This window comes from Bulleidia extructa W1219 (assembly GCF_000177375.1).
GTDB lineage: Bacteria > Bacillota_I > Bacilli_A > Erysipelotrichales > Erysipelotrichaceae > Bulleidia > Bulleidia extructa.
The window spans coordinates 1-20,460 of record NZ_ADFR01000004.1 but is presented as its reverse complement, the minus strand read 5'-3'; the positions used below and the strand labels follow the sequence as shown (position 1 = coordinate 20,460).

17 protein-coding genes, 1 tRNA gene and 1 other annotated feature are annotated in these 20,460 nt (G+C 37.1%); of the genes, 1 reads left to right on the top strand and 17 read right to left on the bottom strand.

Features of this window, described 5'->3' with window-relative positions; genetic code table 11:
* Positions 1-18 precede the first annotated feature (18 nt).
* The 9 genes from ileS to HMPREF9013_RS03505 all read right to left on the bottom strand — a co-directional run bounded on the left by ileS (position 19) and on the right by HMPREF9013_RS03505 (position 11,692).
* Positions 19-2,745, bottom strand: a complete 2,727-nt coding sequence (ileS, locus tag HMPREF9013_RS03550) for an isoleucine--tRNA ligase (RefSeq protein WP_006627008.1) — start codon at positions 2,743-2,745, stop codon at positions 19-21.
* Between the two features lie 36 nt (positions 2,746-2,781).
* Positions 2,782-2,971: a binding site (T-box leader), on the bottom strand.
* Entirely contained in the window at positions 2,972-3,439 is a 468-nt protein-coding gene (locus HMPREF9013_RS03540) for a hypothetical protein (RefSeq protein ID WP_006627007.1), read from the bottom strand.
* Positions 3,440-3,450: 11 nt separating this feature from the next.
* Positions 3,451-4,191 (bottom strand): YlmH/Sll1252 family protein, encoded by a 741-nt coding sequence (locus HMPREF9013_RS03535; protein WP_006627006.1) that lies wholly within the window; start codon positions 4,189-4,191, stop codon positions 3,451-3,453.
* On the bottom strand, positions 4,178-4,588 hold the full coding sequence (locus HMPREF9013_RS03530; RefSeq protein ID WP_006627005.1) for a cell division protein SepF: 411 nt from the start codon (positions 4,586-4,588) through the stop codon (positions 4,178-4,180). The genes HMPREF9013_RS03535 and HMPREF9013_RS03530 overlap by 14 nt, the downstream gene beginning before the upstream one ends.
* A 550-nt stretch (positions 4,589-5,138) precedes the next feature.
* The gene (locus tag HMPREF9013_RS03525; protein WP_006627003.1) at positions 5,139-6,077 is read right to left on the bottom strand and encodes an ATP-binding cassette domain-containing protein; all 939 of its coding nucleotides are present in this window, start codon (positions 6,075-6,077) and stop codon (positions 5,139-5,141) included.
* The gene (locus HMPREF9013_RS03520) at positions 6,070-7,176 is read right to left on the bottom strand and encodes an ABC transporter ATP-binding protein (protein ID WP_006627002.1); all 1,107 of its coding nucleotides are present in this window, start codon (positions 7,174-7,176) and stop codon (positions 6,070-6,072) included. The genes HMPREF9013_RS03525 and HMPREF9013_RS03520 overlap by 8 nt, the downstream gene beginning before the upstream one ends.
* Positions 7,177-7,188: 12 nt before the next feature.
* Positions 7,189-8,106, bottom strand: coding sequence for an oligopeptide ABC transporter permease OppC (oppC, locus tag HMPREF9013_RS03515; RefSeq protein WP_006627001.1), 918 nt, complete (start codon positions 8,104-8,106; stop codon positions 7,189-7,191).
* Entirely contained in the window at positions 8,106-9,578 is a 1,473-nt protein-coding gene (locus HMPREF9013_RS03510) for an ABC transporter permease (protein ID WP_006627000.1), read from the bottom strand. Before HMPREF9013_RS03510 ends, oppC begins: the two co-directional genes overlap by 1 nt.
* Before the next feature lie 152 nt (positions 9,579-9,730).
* A complete protein-coding gene (locus HMPREF9013_RS03505; protein ID WP_006626999.1) occupies positions 9,731-11,692 on the bottom strand; it encodes a peptide ABC transporter substrate-binding protein in 1,962 nt (653 codons plus the stop codon).
* Positions 11,693-12,038: 346 nt separating this feature from the next.
* Between HMPREF9013_RS03505 and HMPREF9013_RS03500 the strand changes: the two genes are divergently transcribed.
* A tRNA-Ser gene (locus HMPREF9013_RS03500) sits at positions 12,039-12,124 on the top strand.
* A gap of 110 nt (positions 12,125-12,234) precedes the next feature.
* Here the strand turns inward: HMPREF9013_RS03500 and HMPREF9013_RS03495 are convergent.
* From HMPREF9013_RS03495 to tsaE, 8 genes are all read right to left on the bottom strand, one after another.
* On the bottom strand, positions 12,235-13,899 hold the full coding sequence (locus tag HMPREF9013_RS03495) for a diphosphate--fructose-6-phosphate 1-phosphotransferase (RefSeq protein WP_006626998.1): 1,665 nt from the start codon (positions 13,897-13,899) through the stop codon (positions 12,235-12,237).
* 87 nt (positions 13,900-13,986) lie between these two features.
* The gene (locus HMPREF9013_RS03490) at positions 13,987-15,849 is read right to left on the bottom strand and encodes an ABC-F family ATP-binding cassette domain-containing protein (RefSeq protein WP_006626997.1); all 1,863 of its coding nucleotides are present in this window, start codon (positions 15,847-15,849) and stop codon (positions 13,987-13,989) included.
* Positions 15,850-15,881: 32 nt separating this feature from the next.
* Positions 15,882-17,270: an asparagine--tRNA ligase gene (gene asnS / locus HMPREF9013_RS03485; RefSeq protein ID WP_006626996.1), complete on the bottom strand. Its 1,389-nt coding sequence runs from the start codon at positions 17,268-17,270 to the stop codon at positions 15,882-15,884.
* A 3-nt stretch (positions 17,271-17,273) separates the two neighbouring features.
* Positions 17,274-17,915, bottom strand: coding sequence for a redox-sensing transcriptional repressor Rex (locus HMPREF9013_RS03480; RefSeq protein WP_006626995.1), 642 nt, complete (start codon positions 17,913-17,915; stop codon positions 17,274-17,276).
* Positions 17,916-17,963: 48 nt separating this feature from the next.
* On the bottom strand, positions 17,964-18,968 hold the full coding sequence (tsaD, locus tag HMPREF9013_RS03475) for a tRNA (adenosine(37)-N6)-threonylcarbamoyltransferase complex transferase subunit TsaD (protein WP_006626994.1): 1,005 nt from the start codon (positions 18,966-18,968) through the stop codon (positions 17,964-17,966).
* Between the two features lie 10 nt (positions 18,969-18,978).
* Entirely contained in the window at positions 18,979-19,410 is a 432-nt protein-coding gene (gene rimI, locus HMPREF9013_RS03470) for a ribosomal protein S18-alanine N-acetyltransferase (protein ID WP_006626993.1), read from the bottom strand.
* Positions 19,407-19,991: a tRNA (adenosine(37)-N6)-threonylcarbamoyltransferase complex dimerization subunit type 1 TsaB gene (gene tsaB, locus HMPREF9013_RS03465; protein ID WP_006626992.1), complete on the bottom strand. Its 585-nt coding sequence runs from the start codon at positions 19,989-19,991 to the stop codon at positions 19,407-19,409. Before tsaB ends, rimI begins: the two co-directional genes overlap by 4 nt.
* The coding region (gene tsaE, locus HMPREF9013_RS03460) for a tRNA (adenosine(37)-N6)-threonylcarbamoyltransferase complex ATPase subunit type 1 TsaE (protein ID WP_422868740.1) at positions 19,988-20,460 on the bottom strand (473 nt) is incomplete at its 5' end. The genes tsaE and tsaB, both read right to left, overlap by 4 nt.

The window sequence follows — 20,460 nt, the reverse complement described above, 5'->3', positions numbered from 1 at the left end:
TTTCACTAGCGATTTTCTTTATTTAATCTTTTTGAATCCTTCCATCACCCGATGACAACGAGGACATAATCCATCTCCGTCCACATTCTCGTCATAATTCCAGCAACGTGGGCACTTATGACCGCCAGCTTTCATCACTTCTACTTTCTGTTCACCCTCACACAGTTCCACTTGACTAACAATTAGCCATTGTGCCACTGAAGATTCTAAGTTCTTCACTAATAAGTCCTTATCCTTTTTCGAAAGAGTCAAAATAACTTTCGCTTCTTGAGATGAAGCCACTATTTTGTCATGGCGCGCTTCTTCAATGGCTTTCGTTACCAAAGAACGTATATTTAATAAACGATTGATGTCTTCTCTTAATTCTTCTTCTTTCTCATAAGTTTGAATTGATGGGAATTCTTCATAATGAACCGATTCATACCCCAAGTGTGAAAAATGAGTCCAAACTTCTTCTGCGGTATACACCAAGAAAGGAGCCCATAACTTCACCAAGGTATCTGTACAAGTCCAATACACCGTCTGAACTTGGCGACGACGTTTATCCTCTTTCGCTGACACATAGAGAATATCTTTTGTGAAATCACAATAGTAAGAAGAGAGCACATTAACCATAAAATACATCAATTCCTTATTCACTGCTAAGTAATTATATCCCTCTACATCCTTACGAACTTGTTTGACTAAATCATTCAATAAAATCAATACCTGTTGATCCACCTTCTCTAATTGTTCAAAAGAAACCAGCTCTTTATGTGGATCAAAATCATCATTTGAAATATTTCCCAATAAGAAACGGAATGTATTTCTAATCTTACGATATTGCTCAGAAGTTTGTTTAATATTACTATCACCCAATTTCAAATCTTCCTTGAAATCTGAAGCCATGGCCCAAAGTCGGAATACATCAGCCCCATTCACATGGATAATGTCCAACGGATTAACAACATTGCCAACTGATTTAGACATCTTTTCTCCCTTGGAATCCACCACATATCCGTGACTTAACACTTCCTTATAGGGAGCTGTTCCATGAACTGCCGTGGATACAATCAACGATGAATTAAACCAACCGCGGTATTGATCAGATCCTTCAAAATAAAGATCGCATGGATAATCATAGCCACGAGCTATCAATTCATTCCAAGAAGAACCCGAATCAAACCAAACATCCATAATGTCTTTTTCCTTAGTAAAGAAACCATTTGGAGAGGCAGGATTCGTATACCCTTGTGGTAATAAATCTTTCGCTTCTCTTTCAAACCAAACGTTAGAACCAAACTCATCCACTAACTCAGCAAGATGGTCAAAGACTTCCCGTTCCATAATTGGGCTACCATCTTCATTGTAGAAAATCGGAATTGGAACACCCCATAAACGTTGTCGAGATATACACCAGTCCCCACGTTCTGCAATCATATTGTGCATCCGCTTTTGACCAAAGGAATTATGCCACTTAATTTGAGAATCAATTTCTGTTAATGCCTGTTCACGCACTTGATCAATTGAGCAAAACCACTGTTTCACCGCTCTAAAAATAACTTTCTTTTTCAACCGATCATCATGTGGGTATGAGTGAGTGATATTTTCCACCGACAACAGCAAGCCCTTTTCATGCATATCATGGATAATAGCCTTTGAACAATCTTCAAAAAACATCCCCTCGTATTTTCCCGACTCTTCATTCATATAGCCACGAGCATCCACCGAACAAATTGGTGCAATCCCATACTTTTGACAAACTAAATAGTCATCCAAGCCATGACCACCGGCAGTATGAACAACCCCCGTACCATCTTCATCCGTTACATGATTTCCTAATAAACAAGGACAATCTTTCTCTAACACCACATGGTGATAAGTAACACCTTCCAATTCACATCCCTTAAAAGTTCTCAAGATACCTTTATTTTCTAGTTGGAACTTTGCCAATAATCTTTCGACAAACTTTTCAAGAATTACTAATTTACCCACATCTGTCAATACTTCAGCATAGACTAAATCCGGATGAACCGATACTGCTTCATTTGAAGGAATGGTCCAAGGAGTTGTTGTCCAGATCACAAAATGATCTTCGCTATCTAACAAGCCTTTACCATCCGCAATTGGAAATTTCAAATAGATGGTAGAATCCTTGACATCTTTGTAAATGATTTCTGAATCCGCTACTGCCGTTTCATTGAAAGGAGACCAGTACACCGGTTTTAAACCTTGGAAGATCATTCCCTTTAAAGCCATATTAGCAAAAGTACGGATTTGTCGGCCTTCAAATTCCTTTTGTAAGCTAATGTAAGGATGTTCATAATCCGCAATTTGTCCTAATCGCTTTTCTGTTTCCATTTGTGTAGTGATTTGACTATGAGCAAATTCCTCACATTTACGCCGAAATTCAGCGACTGAAATACTTTTACGATCGACCCCTAATTTCTGAATGGCATTTTCAATTGGCAAACCATGTGTATCCCAGCCCGGGAAAAAAGGTGTGTAATAGCCCAACATGGCATGACTTCTCACAATAAAATCTTTAATAGAACGATTCATAGCCGTTCCGGCATGTAAATTACCATTCGCATAAGGAGGGCCATCATGCAAAATAAAGGAAGGCTGTCCTTCGTGATGCTTTAAGATAGCTTGATAGTGGTTATTTTCTTCCCACTTTCTTAAAATATTCGGTTCTTTCTTCGCCAAATTTCCTCTCATTTCAAAATCAGTTTTTGGCATATTTAAAGTTTCTTTGTAATCCATCCTTTACCTCCTTTACAAAAGAAAAACGCCCTTGCCTCTAAGGACGTTAATTGAACGCGGTACCACCTTAGTTTATGGTCAAAGACCATACCCTTCATTGTTTTCCTTAACGCAGAATCACGTTTACTCCCAGGTGATATCCTTTTCTTGTTTTCTTGCCTTTTTCCAGCAACCAAAGACTCTCTATATTTTCAACAAGTCGGCTTGTCCTGTTCATCGTAATCATCTATTCAAAGTTTTTTAACCATCCTCGATCCGGTAAGTCCGGAAGCTTAAATGCATCTAATTCCTGATTGATACGCATCAACTGTTCCTTCATTTCCTTTTTAACAACACCAGCTTCTTCGTAAAGAGCAGTTAATTGTCTTAAAACCGAATGAGCGTTCGCTAACGTTTCTTGAATCATCATATCCGCATTTTCATGAGCTGTATTGATGATTTTCGTGGCTTCATTAAGCGCCAATGATTTAATTTGATTGGCTTGAATCTCTGCTTCTTGACTCTTATTTTGAAGAAACGTTAATTCCTGATGCAATTGATCATTCTCCATTTGAAGTTCAACCATACTGTTCTGGTATAACTCCAATTTTCTCGTCAACACGGATAAACTCGCTTCCATTTCTTCCAGCTTTTCATCGACCGCAAAACGATCATAGCCATTTTTAGCTTTTCGAAATCTTGCTTGCTGATCCATGGACTCTCCTTTCAAATATATTGCTTCATACTCGCAACCAAACGACCGCTTTTCGTCTGTCGAATCATTTCCATAAATTGAAATCTCCCACAGCCACGTATAGAAATCGTAGTCCCATTATGGCACAATTTACTGGCTTCTTCAATCATTTCATGATTCAAGAATACTTGACCGGCTTGAATTTGACGCTTCGCTTTTTCACGAGAAGTTTTCATTAAAGCTGCCACCATAGCATCAAGGCGATTAGATGCTACAACCACTTCAAAAACTTGAAAAGCTCGTTTATAAACGGGATAGTTCTCTAGCCTTTCCCAATGAATTCGTAATTGGTTCACTTGTGTGAAATATCGTTCAAAAAAGGAGACCATATCTTCACTGGTATATAGATAAACAGCCCCTTCTTCTACCCAAAAGTCACCAAAGGAGCTTCTCTCCACTTGCAAAGCCATCAAAGCCCCTAATACATCTTTATGTCCAATCTTACGAAATTTCTGGTTAATTTTAGCTTTCAAACAAACAACATCAGAAAAGCCACCCTCTCCCATTGGTAAGAAGATGACTTTTTTCTTCATAGCCTCCTCATATCCACCAAAATAATGAACACCATCACTTTCGGGGAATAAAGGAAATATCTTCATCTGTTCAGCTTCTTCTAAAAAACCTGAACAAACAGGAGTATTCCACAATTCACTTTTTTGCTGTAAATCGTGTAAATGAGCCACTAAGGTATCAAAATCCTTAGTCTTCATCATTATTTAAATTAATCGCTCCTTCAACCGGCACATTTTTTGGCGTACAAAGGATAACATTATGCCCAATTTTTTGAATTGATCCATCCACTGCATAAACCACACCCGTTAAGAAATCAATCATCCGCTGAGCCGCATCTCTTGGTAACTTATGTAAATTGACCACAGCTGCACGACGTTCTTTTAAATGCTTGCCAACCTCTTCTGCTTGGCTAAAATCACGAGGTTCAAATAAAACCACTTGCGTATCACCTGCCACTTTCTTTATATCCGACTTAGTTGTCTCATATTTACTCACCGGAGAAATTGTCTCCATTTCTTGTGTGTTGACTTCCAAAGCCTCTTCATCCTCTTCTTCATCTATTGGTGCAATCCAATTCTTAAGTTTATTAAAATCCATACAATATCCCTTTTATCCTTCCTCTAGATTATACCAGTTTTCTTTATTAGAATACAATTCGAGAAACTCTTTTCATTCTTGTTTTTTTCTTTTATAATACCACTAACATGTTAAAAGCTTATCAGAACCGAAACACTTGGATATGGGTTGGGTTATCTATTTCCATCGCTCTCTTTTCCCTTTGCTTCCAAAAAAGTTTCCTACATTTTCTAAATACATTAACCATTATCGGCTTCCTTTATTTTGCAATTGGAATTTTTCGTCTTTCTTGGCTAAAAGGTGACTACGCTTTCTTAAGCTACCGAAAATGGAAACACCATGATTTCAAACAATATCGTAAAGACATTGAAGAAAGAAGAAAAAATATTCCAAATTCTATTCTTTATGCTTCATATGTTGTGTTGCTTTTATGTATGTTATTGCATTTCTTTTACTAAGTATCTTATGACTATTACTTTTTATAGATAGGAGCTATCTTTTATTTTCTCTTCCATAAAAAGCTTAAATTAAAAGACTTAAACTTGAATTTTTCGAATTTAAGTCTTTTTTTCTATTTTAATTTCTTGCGATACTCATCCATTTCTGTCTTATTTGCCCAAACAAAGTGACCGGGTTTAATTTCTTGGAAACTTGGTTTGTCTGTTTCATAATGATGAGAATCCGTTGAATAAGCAGGAACCACTTTATTCTTTTCGATTTGTGGGTCTGGAATTGGAACAGCCCCTAATAACGATTGTGTGTATGGATGCAATGGATTGCGGAACAACTCATTTGTTTCCGCCAATTCTACGATACGACCCAAATGAATCACCGCAATACGATCTGAGATGAAGCGAACCACCGATAAGTCATGCGCAATGAAGACCGTTGTCAAATTTCTTTCTTTTTGTAACTTCTTCAATAGATTCAAGACTTGAGCACGAATGGATACATCTAAAGCTGAGATAGGTTCATCTGCAATTAACAATTCAGGTTCCATAATGATAGCACGAGCAATTCCAATGCGCTGACGCTGCCCACCGGAAAATTCATGTGGATAACGAGATAAATGTTCCTCCAGAAGACCCACCTCTGTCAAAGCATTGACAACTTTTTTACGACGATCTTCTTCATTTTTATACAAATGGAAGTTAGATAACCCTTCAGAAACAATATAATCAATCGTAGCACGTTCATTTAAAGAAGCCGCCGGGTCTTGAAAAACCATTTGAATTTTCTTGACCACTTCGTGATCCAATTCCTTAGAAATTTTTCCTGAAATTTTCTTTCCTTCAAAAATAACTTCTCCATTACTTAATGGATTAATACGAATCAAAGCACGCGCTACCGTCGTCTTACCTGATCCGGATTCTCCAACCAAAGAAAATGTTTCTCCCCGATACACATCAAAATTAACATCTTTGACTGCAACAAATTTATTGTGACCAGAGCCGAAGGTAACCTCAAGATTCTTGGCTGAAATCAATACTTCTTTATCTGTATTAGCCATGATAAATTCCTCCTTCTCCTAATGTACTTAATAAGCGTTCATGCAAATTACGAATCGCTTCCGGCTTTTCAACCTTCGGAGCTCGAGGATCCATCAACCAAGTTTTAGCTAAATGTGTATTGGTTACAGCAAACATTGGCGGTTCTTGCTCAAAATCAATCTTCATCGCATATGGATTACGTGGAGCAAAGGCATCTCCTTTGATTTCTTCAAATAAGCTTGGCGGAGTGCCGGTAATAGCATAGAGATCTTGCCCTTTAATTCCCAACTGAGGTAATGAGCTCAACAAAGCCCAAGTGTATGGATGCTTTGGATCATAGAAAATCTCTTCAACCGTTCCATATTCAACAATCTGACCGGCGTACATTACCGCCACCTTATCCGCTACATTGGCGACAACCCCTAAGTCATGTGTGATATAAACCGTTGTGAAATGATACTCTGCTGATAATTCTTTGATCAACTTAATAATTTGAGCTTGAATGGTCACATCCAATGCGGTAGTCGGTTCATCACAAATCAAAATTTTTGGATGACAAGCCAAAGCAATCGCAATAACAATCCGTTGGCGCATGCCACCGGAATATTGAAATGGATATTCATCAAAACGCTTTTCAGCATTATTGATCCCGACTTTCTTCATCAAATCTACAGCTTCTGCACGAGCTTCACTCATTGACTTACCCTGGTGTTTAACAATCACTTCCGTAATTTGCGAACCAATTGAACGAATCGGATTCAAAGAAGTCATCGGATCTTGGAAAATGGTTGCAATCTTTTTACCACGAATAGCTTCCCATTCTTTATCATTCTGATTATCTAATAAATTCTTTCCTTCAAACATAATGCGTCCTTGAGGAATAAAACCATTGGCTTCTAACATACCTGTAAAAGTCTTAGTGAAAACCGATTTCCCAGAACCGGATTCGCCAACAATAGCCAATGTCTCTCCTTCGTATAAATCAATAGACACATTACGAATAGCCGTTAAAATCCGTTCACGAACATGGAACTTAACCACAATATCACGAGCACTCAAGACCGCTTTCTTATTCCCACTATCTAAAGAAACGTCTAAATTCATTTTCATTTCTGACATGATTTTTCCTCCTTACATATGGGTTTTTGGATCAGAAGCGTCCGCTAATGTCTGACCAACAATATAAAGCGATACCGAAATGATAGCCGACATAAAGACAGGAATCCAGAATAAATACGCAGCCGAAGTCATAAAAGTGGAATATTTTGAAATCAATTGTCCTAAAGACACATCATTTGCACTCAACCCAATTCCTAAAAATGACAGGAATACTTCATAAGAAATATAATTAGGCACATCACGTGATACCTGTGTCACGATAACAGACACTAAATAAGGCAATACATTATGACGAATAATTTTCGGTGTAGGTGTTCCCAAACAACGGGAGGCCAAATTGTATTCACGATCACGAATCATCATCACTTGAATACGAATGGAATAAGCAGTTCCTAACCAAGAAGTAGCCGTCAAGGCAAAAATCAATTGCCAGAAACCTTGACCGATAACATACATCAAAACCATGACGACCAATGTAAATGGAACATTCGCAATAATGTTATAGAGTTCCAACATAAAGATATCTAGCTTTTTGGAATAACCCCAGAAAGCTCCTACGATAACCCCGATAACATTGGTAATTATTGTAGCAATAATGGCTAAGTTCAAGGAAGTTCTTGTTCCTAACCAAACCGAATCAAACAAGGAATCACCGACCGTATCTGTCCCAAACCAGAAAGTAGCGTTTGGCTTAATGAAACGTCTTGAAAAATCATTAACATAGGCTTTTACTGCTGGATTAAAACCAGAGACAGATGGATAAATCAAAGCCATCAAGATAACGATCAACGACAAAGCTAAAAAGAAAATAGCGGTCTTACTGGAAAAGAATTTACGAAAAACCGATTTCCAATAAGAATAATGAGGACTGGAAATATGTTCGGATGCTTTAGAATCAAGATCAACGAACGTAAATAATTCATCATTCATTAGCGGCTTTCTCCTTTCGAAGTCAATTGAATACGAGGATCAACAACCGTTACCAATAAGTCGCCTAGTAACAACGAAAGAATCGATAGAGTCGTTAAAATAAAGGTAATAGCAATAACCATTGGATTATTATAGGCCTTGATAGAATCCGGTAACATCTTACCCATACCCGGAATAGCGAATACTGTTTCCGTAATCACTGCGCCGGAGATCGTTAGAATCACCGCTGCCGGAATTCCATTCACTAATGGAATCGACGCATTTCTTAAAATATGCTTGCGGAAGATTTCTCTTTGTGATAAGCCTTTAGCTCTGGCAAATTTAACATAATCCGAGCTTGCCTGATCTAACATAAATCGCCTCATCCACATCATAATGCCTCCTGTTGATAATAACCCCAAAATCAAGACAGGCATAATGTAAGAACGCACATTATGAGCCCCTAAAGTTGGAAATTTATCCGGCAATCCAAACTTCATACCAATAAACTGCACAAAATAAATAAATGCAAGAGATGGCACCGCCGACATAACATTAATATACACCGTCCCCAGTTTATCTTGCCATTTATCCTTATGAGCAGCCATGGCCATACCGGCAGGAATACCAATAAGATAGGTGATAATCAAGGCAATAACTCCCATGGTCATAGAAGTTCCAATCATCGATGGATCCTTATGCAAATTTTCACAATTGGCATAATTGTCAAAGAAACGGCCTCTATCTAAATCATCTATCGTATCCGTTGACTTATACTTACAAGTGTGCAATTGAAGAGCACTATTCGCTTTTTTGCCCGTTTCAAAGACAACCGGCAATTGTTTGCTCGAACCCTGCGTTTGAGTTAACACATCTTTTACACCAACTCCACCGAAAGTCGGATAGGATACACCAAAGTTCAAATTAATGAAATTTTGATGAACAAACGGAAATTTATTATCAAAATATAAGAGGTACTTATGAACCGTTCCAGAACCTTTAATTGCTGGTAATCCGTTGTAATCATTTTCAATATAGATTTTTCTTTCTAAATTAGGATTATGTTCATCCGAAATACGCCATGGATGATCTACCTCAACTAAATGACCAAACCAGTTTTTAACCAAATCTAAAATACTATACTCTTTTGTCGCATAGTATAATCCTGAGTTATAAGTTTTTACGGTATACCCTTTATTTTTTAATTCCTCAAACGCCGTTTTCGCTTCCTTAGAACCAACGGTCATACAACCGCTGTCCTTTCCTCGGCAAACATCATTTTGCTCTTTGAAATCTAAGTAGCCTAAGCGTTGATAAACACCATTCATATAACGTGTTTTAGAGTCTTCATCTTTTAATTTCACCCATGTTGGATCTTGCTGGAAAACTTTCGATCGGTCAATTTGTGTATAAACCAACGTTAATGCAATCACTACAACCGCAATAACCGAGAACGCCGAACGAATTAATCTTCCTATAATATAACGGCCCATAATCTCACCCTTTCTTATATCTGTTATAGTTTAGCATAACCTTTGATCATTTTCACTCTATTTTTGATATTTTTTTCAAGAAATTACATGAAAACTTTTTCATTTTTCTTATATGAAAAGGGAAGTTTCTTTCAAACTCCCCTCATTCATTTTTATTTGCCGGAACGCTTCTTCAGCCATTCTTCCTTAGCTTTATTATACTCTTCAGTAGTTACAATTTCTTTTTGCACAACCATGTGCTTATACTTATCAATACTTGGTCCTGCATCGGAATATTCAGCTGTGAATGGTTTCACTTTAGAAACTTTATATACAATTGGCGAACAGTCAATTGGTATTTCAACAGCATTATCTGTCAACCAAGCTTCAGCCTTGGCATAGGCTTCAAATCTCTTATTTAAATCTGTTGAAATCGCTTCAGCCTTATCCAGTAAAGCTTGATACTCATGCAACTTAAGCGCATTAGCCGCAGCTTTATCACTTTCTTTATAGAAAGAAGTGTTTTGTGCATTAATACCCAATGACTTAATCATATCACCATTGATTGGCGAATAAATATTTAAGTAAGATTTAGGATCTAAATAGTCTGGACCCCAACCGGTAGCGGTTGAAATATCCCAGTCATTATCTTTTGCATCTTCAACATTATAAGTAACAGCTAAGTACTTATCTTGGCTCTTTTCAGAGTGAACATTAATTAAAATCTGCTTATTAGAAGCCTTTTCAATCGAGCTCTTCATAGAAGCGGCGAAAGCATTAAACAAGTCCACATCTTGGGTTACATAATCCAATGTAACAGGGAACTTAATACCATCTTTCTTGGCGGCTTCGATATATTTTTGAACCATTTCCGGATTATAGAAAGCATCATTACCATCGTTGAAATCACCGCGAATTTGATTCTTATCTTTCAATTGTGAAGCAACCGATTGAGCAAACGTTCCTTTATTTACATTAACAAAGTCACCTTTTGTTACCGTGTTACGAATCATCTGTTTTGCCAAATCTTCCGATCCGGTTCTTTGTGTTGTATAAGAAACACGATCAAAGGCGGCACGGAAAGCTTTACGGAAGTTCACATTTCTAATAGCAGCTTGCGTATTTTTCTTTTGTTCATCCGTTTTGTTCGAATACTTATATGCTCTACGATTATAATTAAATGTCAAGTTGAAAGTTGAGGTATCCGGTAAACCGCTTGTCACCTTTCCAGCGTACTTGTTTTTATAAGATTTCTGTTCATTTGGATCCCAAGTACCGGAAATTCCAGCTTGTACATAATTGCCCTTTTCAAAACCATTGATCACAGAATGGCTATCTTGTCCATCGTCATAAATCAAATTAACTTTATTAATATAAACATGATCTTTATCCCAATAGTTAGGATTCTTCGTATATTCAATCTTAGACTTTGTCGTAAAGTTCGACAAGAAATAAGCACCATTGTAAAGAATAGAGCTTGGATCGGTTTTACCAAATGAGCAAGTATTTGCATTATAAGCACCTAACTTACATCCTTTACCCTTAGACTCCAAGAACTTCTGATTCACCGGATACAAGATGGAATAAGAAGCCAGAGAATCAAAATAGGTAGCCGGCTTAACCAGTTGGTATTGAACTGTGTAATCATCCAGAGCCTTCACTCCGACCTTGTCAAAGCCTACCAATCCTTTCTCATATTCACTAACATTCTTCACTAAGCCTTCTACTAAATATGCAGTTCCGGACTTAGCATCCAGTGCGTGTTGCAAACCAGCCACAAAATCCTGTGCTTTTGTTTCGGCATATTCTTCTTGTTCACTGGTGTACCATTTAGCACCCTTACGTAAATGGAATGTCCATGTCTTATAATCATCGCTATGTTCAATTTTTTCAGCCAAAGCACCTACATACTTACCATAACGGTCATTTTCAACCAAACCATCCACCAAGTTTACCAAAACTTGTGTATCAACTCGACGTTGAGTTGTTAAATAGTCAAATGTTACCGGATCAGTTTGATAGATATAATTGAAATCTTCAGATGTTGTTGTTGCAGAGCCACCTTTTCCACTACAACCAACGAGCGTTGCAATAGCAGCCACAACAGCAAAACCCTTTTTAAAAATTGTCTTCATAATCCCTCCTAAAGGCAATTGTGCCTCACATTGATTATATTAAATTTTTTTCATTATCTTGTCTATCTTTTGAAAGTTTTTTTGGATACTTTTTCATATTTATTTCATTTTTTATGAAAATGCTTTCATTTATTTTACATTTTTTTATTCTTCAAACTAAAAAATAGGCTATTCACTCTACTCTATCGACCCTTTCTTAAACGGTTTCTCTATAAACTCTTCAAGGTTTCATTATCGAGTGTATATTACCTATAAAATGATTGGTTTTCGTAGTTTTTTTAATAAACACCTAATTTTAAAATCCAATTAGACATTTTTTAACTTCGTGCTATAATTTTAGGGCTATGGAGAAGTACCCAAGAGGCTGAAGGGACTGGTTTCGAAAACCAGCAGACGTGAAAGCGTGCAAGGGTTCAAATCCCTTCTTCTCCGCTTTTGACTGGGAAACCAGTCTTTTATTTTAACCCCGAATTGTCAATCTAAATGCAATACTCAAAAACAAAAAAGAAGAATCGCCCAAACAAGGCTTTCTTCTTTTTTACTTATTCACCTTTTTCCAAAGCTAATGTTCTTGTCGTTAAATCACAAACTTCAACCGGTCCATAGTATTGAATAGCCCCTGGATAAGTGTAGGACGTTTCTACCGCCCATACCTCGCGATGTGCTTCAAAATACTTGAACGGTTTACCATCCAATTCAACCAAAGCCTTCCTAATAACAGGCTTATCTTCACCATGTCTTCTTTCTATGTTCATCATCTTAGTAATGGGCATACCACCAGCCAGCCATTGATCCGCCGGTTTCGATAAATTCGACACCTTGGATAGATAACCGTTATAACCATATTGAATCAACATAAAGGCATTATATCCTAATGAGTAACAATAATCCGCATCAAAGTTAGATGGAAAAGCACAACGTCCTTCATAACCAAAGAAATGATGTAGTGCATTAAATTTACCATTATAAGTACCCTTAGCTTTTCTTTGTGCTAAAACATCCTTCACCAAAGCCGAAAACAATTTTTCCGATTCAATCAAAGACACCTGCACATTGCCATGAGGATCTCTTTCTAAGAATAACTGCTGCTGAATCGCTTGTGGTAAAATATCAAATACCTTAAAAGAATCTTCCGATAGGCCTTTTTTAATAAACGCATATTTTTCTTCCCAAGAGGCTAAAGCATTAAATTCATCAGCTTTTTTTCCGACCAATAATTCATTGATTTCTGCAATCAACGTCGAAAATTCAGGCACAAATTCCACCACGCCTTCCGGAATAATAGCCACTCCAAAATTCATCCCTTTTGCAGAACGTTTTTCAACTGAATCGGCAATATAATTAGCGATTTGTGATAAAGACATTTTCTTCTTCGCTACTTCCTCTGAAATCAAACAAATATTTGGTTGTGTTTCCAAAGCGCATTCCAAAGCCACATGAGAAGCTGAACGCCCCATGACCTTCACAAAATGCCAGTATTTCTTAGCCGAATTAGCATCACGTTCAATATTACCAATTAATTCCGAGTAGGTCTTGGTAGCTGTATCAAAACCAAAGGAAATTTCAATATCCTCATTCTTCAGATCACCATCAATTGTCTTTGGGCACCCAATCACTTGAACACCCGTACCATGAGTTGCGAAATATTCCGCTAAAACAGCCGCGTTTGTATTCGAATCATCTCCCCCAATAATAACAATAGCAGTGATACCATGCTTCGCACATACTTCCGCAGCAATCTTAAATTGTTCTTCTGTTTCCAATTTAGTACGACCAGAACCAATAATATCAAATCCACCTGTATTACGATATTGATCAATAAAAGCATCATCAAATTCAACAAAATCATCTTCAATCAATCCACTAGGACCTTTTTTAAATCCATACAAAATATTGTCCGAGTTCGTTGCCTTTAAAGCATCATATAACCCACAAACTACATTGTGTCCGCCAGGCGCCTGCCCACCTGATAAAATCACACCAACAACTTGTTTCTTAGAAAGAGATGTATTAACTCCTTTTTCAAAAGTAATTTCTTTTTTACCATAAGTGTTTGGAAATAAAGCTTTGATCTTCTCTTGATCCGCTACACTTTGTGTTACTTCTCCTTCTTTCACACAAATTTCTGAAATACCATTTCTTAACATCTTAGGAAGCTTTGGCTTATAGACATACCGTGCTTTTTGAAGCGGTGATAATTCTGACATTGATTTTGTCCTCCTTTATAGCATTTACTTTTCTAGAATAGCACAAATCAATCTGTTTCTAAAGAAAAAGTCCGCTTCCAAAAAAAATTAAGATTCACTTTCTTCCAATAATTCTTCCCATTCTTTTTCCAAATGAGCCATTTCATTATGAATATCATCAATATCCATATCTAACAAATTCATCTTCTGATAATCCTGATAATATTCCGGTTCAAAACGAAGTTGTCGCATGGCTTCTAATTCTTCTTCTTTTTTAGAAATTTGTTCTTCCAAACGCTTCAATTTCCGCCTCATTCCTTCCGGAGATAAACCAGAAGATTTTTTCACTTCTTTTATTTTTTTAGGTATTTGAACAGGCTGAACAGCCTCTTGTTTATGTTGCCGGTATGCCTCATACGTCTGCGGATAAAAAACCGCTCCATCTTCTTGTAACTCTAAAATGCTTGTCGCAACCTGTTGAATAAAATAACGGTCATGTGACACAAAAAGGATAGTACCATCAAAATCTTTTAAAGAAGATTCCAAGGCTTCCTTTCCAGGAATGTCCAAATGATTGGTCGGTTCATCTAACAATAAAGTATTGGCTTCTTCTAATAAGAGTTTCACAAAAGACAAGCGAACCTTTTCTCCCCCTGACAAAATACGAACATCTTTAAAAACATCATCTGCCGAAAATAAGAATTGACCTAAAACCGATCGAATTTGTGTTCTGTCTAATTCCGGATGTTCATCCCAAACCTCTTCAATAACCGTTTTATCACTTGAAAACTGAGCTAGCTGCTGATCAAAATATCCTTTTTCAATTTGATACCCAAACAGGAAGGAACCTCCTAAAGCAGGAATTCGTCCCATTAAAGTTTTCATCAAAGTAGATTTTCCTGTTCCATTTGGACCCATGATAGCAATCCGATCCCCTCTTCTGACTTTAAAAGTAACTTCTTCCAAAACACGATCATAACCAATCTTTAAATGATCCACCGTCAATACCTGTTCACCACCTTTTAAGCGGGCTTTAAAATGAGCATGGAAATTTCTTTTCGTATCTTGAATCGGATCGATTTTCTCCATCTTATCTAAATATTTGATTTTACTTTGGGCAAAAGAAGCCTTATTAGCTTTATATCGAAATTTCTCAATCAAAGTTTCCAGACGTTCAATATCTTTCTGTTGTCGAACGTAGGCTGCTTGTTGACGTTCTAAGTCATGTTCTCTTTCTTGTACAAAATGGGAATAATTTCCCGGGTAACGCTTCATTGAGCCAAACTCCATGTGATAAACCACTTCAACAGTATGGTCCAGAAACATTCGATCATGTGACACAATTAAAACAGCTTTCGGATAATTTTTAATATAACCCTCTAACCATTCAATAGCTTCAACGTCTAAATGATTGGTTGGTTCATCCAATAATAACAGATCCGGTTTTGACAGTAACAACCGTACAAAAGCCAATCTTGTCTTTTGACCTCCCGAAAATGTTCTAACAGTTTTCTTTAAATCTTCTTTGACAAAACCAAAGCGAGTAAAGACTGACATTAATTCACTTTCCCACGTATAGCCTCCCTTTTGTTCGAATTGTTCTTGCAAATAAGCGTATCTGTTTAACACTTCTTCACTATGATCCTGTGCCATCCGCATAGTTAACCGATTCATTTCTTTTTCAATTTGAAATAAAGGATCAAAAATTTGATATAGTTCCTCTTCTACGGTTGCTTCATTTCGTGCGAAGACTTTCTGTGAAAGATAACCAATGCTTGTGCCATTTTGTTGGTTGACTGTTCCTTCATCAAAACACTCTTCACCGGTAAGGCATCGTAGAAAAGTGGTCTTACCACAACCATTGCGACCAACCAACGCTATTTTTTCCGTTCCTTTCACCATGAAATTAACATTTTCAAACACATCATTTCCGGCAAATGATTTTTTTGCTTTATTAACTTGATATAACATTTCTAACCTCTAAAAAAGGATGGTAACCCATCCTAAAAATCCAAGTTCTTCGGTGTACGGGCAAAAGGAATGACATCACGAATGTTTTTCATTCCTGTCACATACATCACCAAACGTTCAAATCCCAAACCAAATCCAGCATGTTCACAACCACCATAACGACGCAAATCCAAATACCATTGATAATTGTCTAGATTCATACCAAGATCCTTCATCTTCTTTTCTAAAAGTTCCAAACGCTCTTCACGTTGTGAACCGCCAACCAGTTCTCCTACTGTAGGAACTAATAAATCTGTTGCCGCTACTGTTTTCCCATCTTCATTTTCACGCATATAGAAAGCCTTTATTTCCTTTGGATAATCTGTCAAGAAAACAGGCCCTTTCACCACTTGATCAGTGAGGTAACGTTCGTGTTCCGTATTTAAATCCATGCCCCATTCAATCTGGTTATTTTCAAATTTAACATCAGCTTTCTTTAAGATTTCAATAGCTTCAGTATATGACATTCTTCTAAAAGCAGTAGAACGAACATGATTTAGACGTTCCAACAGACTTGTGTCAATCCGTTCATTGAAGAAGTTCATTTCTTCCGGACACATCTCCATGACATAATCAATACAGAATTTAACCATATCTTCAATAACATCCATATCATATTCCAAATCCGCAAAAGCCATCTCCGGTTCAATCATCCAGAATTCCGCAGCGTGTGTTGTTGTGTTACTTTCCTCTGCTCTAAAAGTTGGTCCAAAAGTATAAACATCGCGAAAAGCCAGCGCAAAAGCCTCAGCCTGCAATTGACCCGACACCGTTAAACTAGCATGCTTACCAAAGAAATCTTCTTCCATCTTTTCACCATAATTAGTGGTAACAGTAAATGTTTCTCCAGCTCCCTCCGCATCTGCTCCTGTGATGATAGGGGTGTTCACATACACGAATCCTTGTTCTTGAAAAAAGGTATGAATAGCCATTGCCAATACCGATCTAACCCTAAAAACAGCCGAAAGAGTATTGGTTCTTGGTCTTAAATGAGCAATTTCTCTTAAATATTCTAAACTATGACGCTTTTTTTGTAGTGGATAAGTATGATCCGCTAATCCTTCTAAGCGAATTTCCTTTGCTTGTACTTCAAAAGGTTGCTTGGCATCTGGGGTCAATATCAACTTTCCAATCACCGAGATCGCTGTACCTGTTAGATATTTAGAAACTTCTTCGTAGTTACTCAAAGTATTCGCATCATAAACAATCTGGGCATTACTAAAATAAGTCCCATCATTCAAAGAAATAAAGGATACGTTCTTTCCGGCACGATTGGTACGAATCCAACCTTGTAGTTGCACGTATTCAACTTGATCTTTTTCCAATTCGACTTCTGATTTTGTTAAGCGATAAATATCGCGAATACTCATTTCACCTGGCATTATTTAAACTCCTTTATTTTGTTGCTTTTCATTAGTTTCGAAGACCAGTTCTTGAATCTTTGAAACTACATCAATATGCCGTACAGACACATGGCTTGGAACAGAAAAATGATCCATAGCAAAAGACACAAATCCTTCAATTCCAGCATCAACCAATAAATCAACCGTTTCTTGAACATCTTGCGAAATAGTTAAAATCGCAATGCGTGTTCCTTCTGGCATATATCGATTCAAATCACTCAATGGATATACCGGAATACCACCAATTTCTTCTGAACTTGGTTCTAAATCGAAAGCACAAACAATGGTTCCGACAATATGATTCCAGTGATTATAGTTCAACAAAGCTCGCCCTAAGTTACCCGCACCTACCAGAATGATTTTTTCATCAAAATTAACCCCCAGTTCTTCGGAGAAAATTTCAATCAATCGAGTGACATCATAACCATAACCTTGTTTACCCAGATTACCAATAAAGCTAAAATCACGGCGAATTGTGGTTGGTTCAATCGAAACTAATTCCGCCAATTCACGCGACATGATGCGATTGGTACCATCTTCTTGAAGTTTACGTAGTGCTTTTAAATACAGTGGATAACGTTGCAACGTTGCCCGTGGAACATTCTTCTCATTTTTATCATTCATAATCATCACCAGTTTCATTTTATTCCAAATCGGCTCATTTGTGAAATACTAAACAGACAATTCCATACTGGAATCGGCTGAATCTTCCCACGAACCAAACTCTTTTCTTTGCCAAGCCACCCAAGCTGCCGCACCAATCATCGCCGCATTATCAGTACATACTGATAAAGGTGGTAAAATCAATTCTGTTTCCGGGAAAGCACGCATTCTTTCCAATATTATTTCTCTTAACCGAGAATTAGCCGCAACTCCACCAGCCAAAACAACCATAGCCGGTTTTTTATCACGTACGGCCACCATTGTCTTATCTACCAAAGAATGAACCGCTACCTCTTGAAACGCAAAAGCAACATCTTCTTTCACTAAAGGGCGACCCATTTTTTCTTCTCTTTGAATCAACTGAAGAACAGAGGATTTCAAACCGGAAAAACTAAAGTCATAAGCCCCTTCTGTTTTTGGAGTTTTTAAAAAATAATGTGTCTTCCCCTGTTTTGCCAATTGATCAATAATCGGTCCACCAGGATATCCCGTCCCTAAAACACGAGAAACTTTATCATAAGCTTCTCCCACCGCATCATCTAATGTATCACCAATGATTTCAAAAGAATAATCTTCTTTCATCCAAATCAATTGACTATGTCCTCCTGAAATCACTAACGCTAATAAAGGAAATTTTAATTTTTGCACAAAAGCATTTGCGTAAATATGTCCTGCCATGTGGTTCATTGGCAACATTGGTTTTTGGTACATCCAAGCCAAAGTCTTAGCGGCTTGTACTCCTACATGTAATGAACCGATCAATCCCGGCCCTTTTGTGTATGCGATTGCATCTACCTCTTCAACCGACATCCCCGCTTTTTCTAAAGCCTCTTTGATGACAACTGATATTTTTTCAACATGAAGGCGAGAAGCCACCTCCGGTACTACCCCTCCAAATTGCTTATGGGTATCGATTTGAGTTGACACCACATTACTCAATATCACATGTCCGTCTTCCACAATGGCACAAGCCGTTTCATCACAACTGCTTTCGATTGCTAATATTTTTGCCATAAACTTCCTCCTAAAGCATTCGACTCATCACCCATGCGTCTTCTTGATTTTCATAATAACGATAACGAATATTCATTTTTTCAAATCCGCACACCTTATATAAATGGATGGCGGTTTGATTACTCTCTCTGACTTCTAATTGACAACATTCACAACTTTTTTTTCTCATTTTTTCTAAGCTAAAGCGGATCAGTTCTTTCGCAATACCTTGTCCTTGGTATTCAGGATCCACGGCAATGCGTGTGATATCACCTATTTCAAAAGTCACCCAGAAATCAATAAATCCTAAAATCTCATTTTTTTCATAGACATATAAATTAGAATACGGATTATTCTTTAATTCATTCTGATAATTCTCTTTCGACCAAGAACCATATTTAAAAGCCCGTTGATCAATTGCTTCAATACGAGATAAATCTTCTACATTCGCTTGTCGAATCATTTGATCAAATAAGCCTCATTCGCTTTTAAATAATTAGGTTTCACATGATCTACATCTTCCTGCAAAATCCACTTATCTTTTAAATCATAAAAATGTTGCACAAGATCCAACGTAGACTTTTCTTGATTAATCAAATGTACATCGCCTATTAATTTAATTTCCCGATTCAATTGATCAATCGGTTGAATAGTTTCTTCTCCAATAAGGTTACCTTGTTCATAAATGGCAGTATACACCCTTTTTCCACGTGCGTCTAAAATGACTTGACCACTATTTTTCCCAGCTAATAATTGTAGAGAACTAACGGTATAAAAAGGAATTTTTCTTAAACTGGCCAGCACTTTTGCGATCGTCAAAGCAATACGAACTCCTGTATAAGAGCCCGGCCCGTTGGTTACTACAACCGCCTCAATATCATTCACCTCTAAATTAGCCATATCTAATAGATGATTTAGTTCCACAAACACTTCTTCCGACTGCCTTTTAGGAATCTCCTTTTGTACTTTAGCCAATACTTGCTTTTCATTCATTAAACCAAGTACAAGATACTGCATACTCGTATCTAAACATAATACAATCATTGTAATTCCTCCAAGAAATTCTCATATTGTTTTCCGTTTGCCTCAAAATGATATACACGAGAATCATCTGATTGAATCGTTACGGTACAATTCAAATATTCATCCGGCAATAAATACGACATAAAATGACTCCATTCAATAACCGTCACCGCTTCTTCATCAAAATATTCATCAAAACCAAGATCTTGTATCATCCCTTCCAAACGATAGGCATCGATATGATTTAAAACTATTCTTCCTTTATAAATTTTTTGAATATTAAACGTAGGCGAGGTAATCGTTTTTGAAACGTTCAATCCTTTTCCAATACCTTTTGTCAATGCCGTTTTTCCAGCACCTAAATCACCATCCAACAAAAGCAAAAAACCAGGAAAAGCCTGTTTTCCTATTTTTTCTCCCAAATAAAAAGTTTCTTGAATAGAATGACTTATATATGTATATGCTTTCATAATCTCACCATGAAAAATTA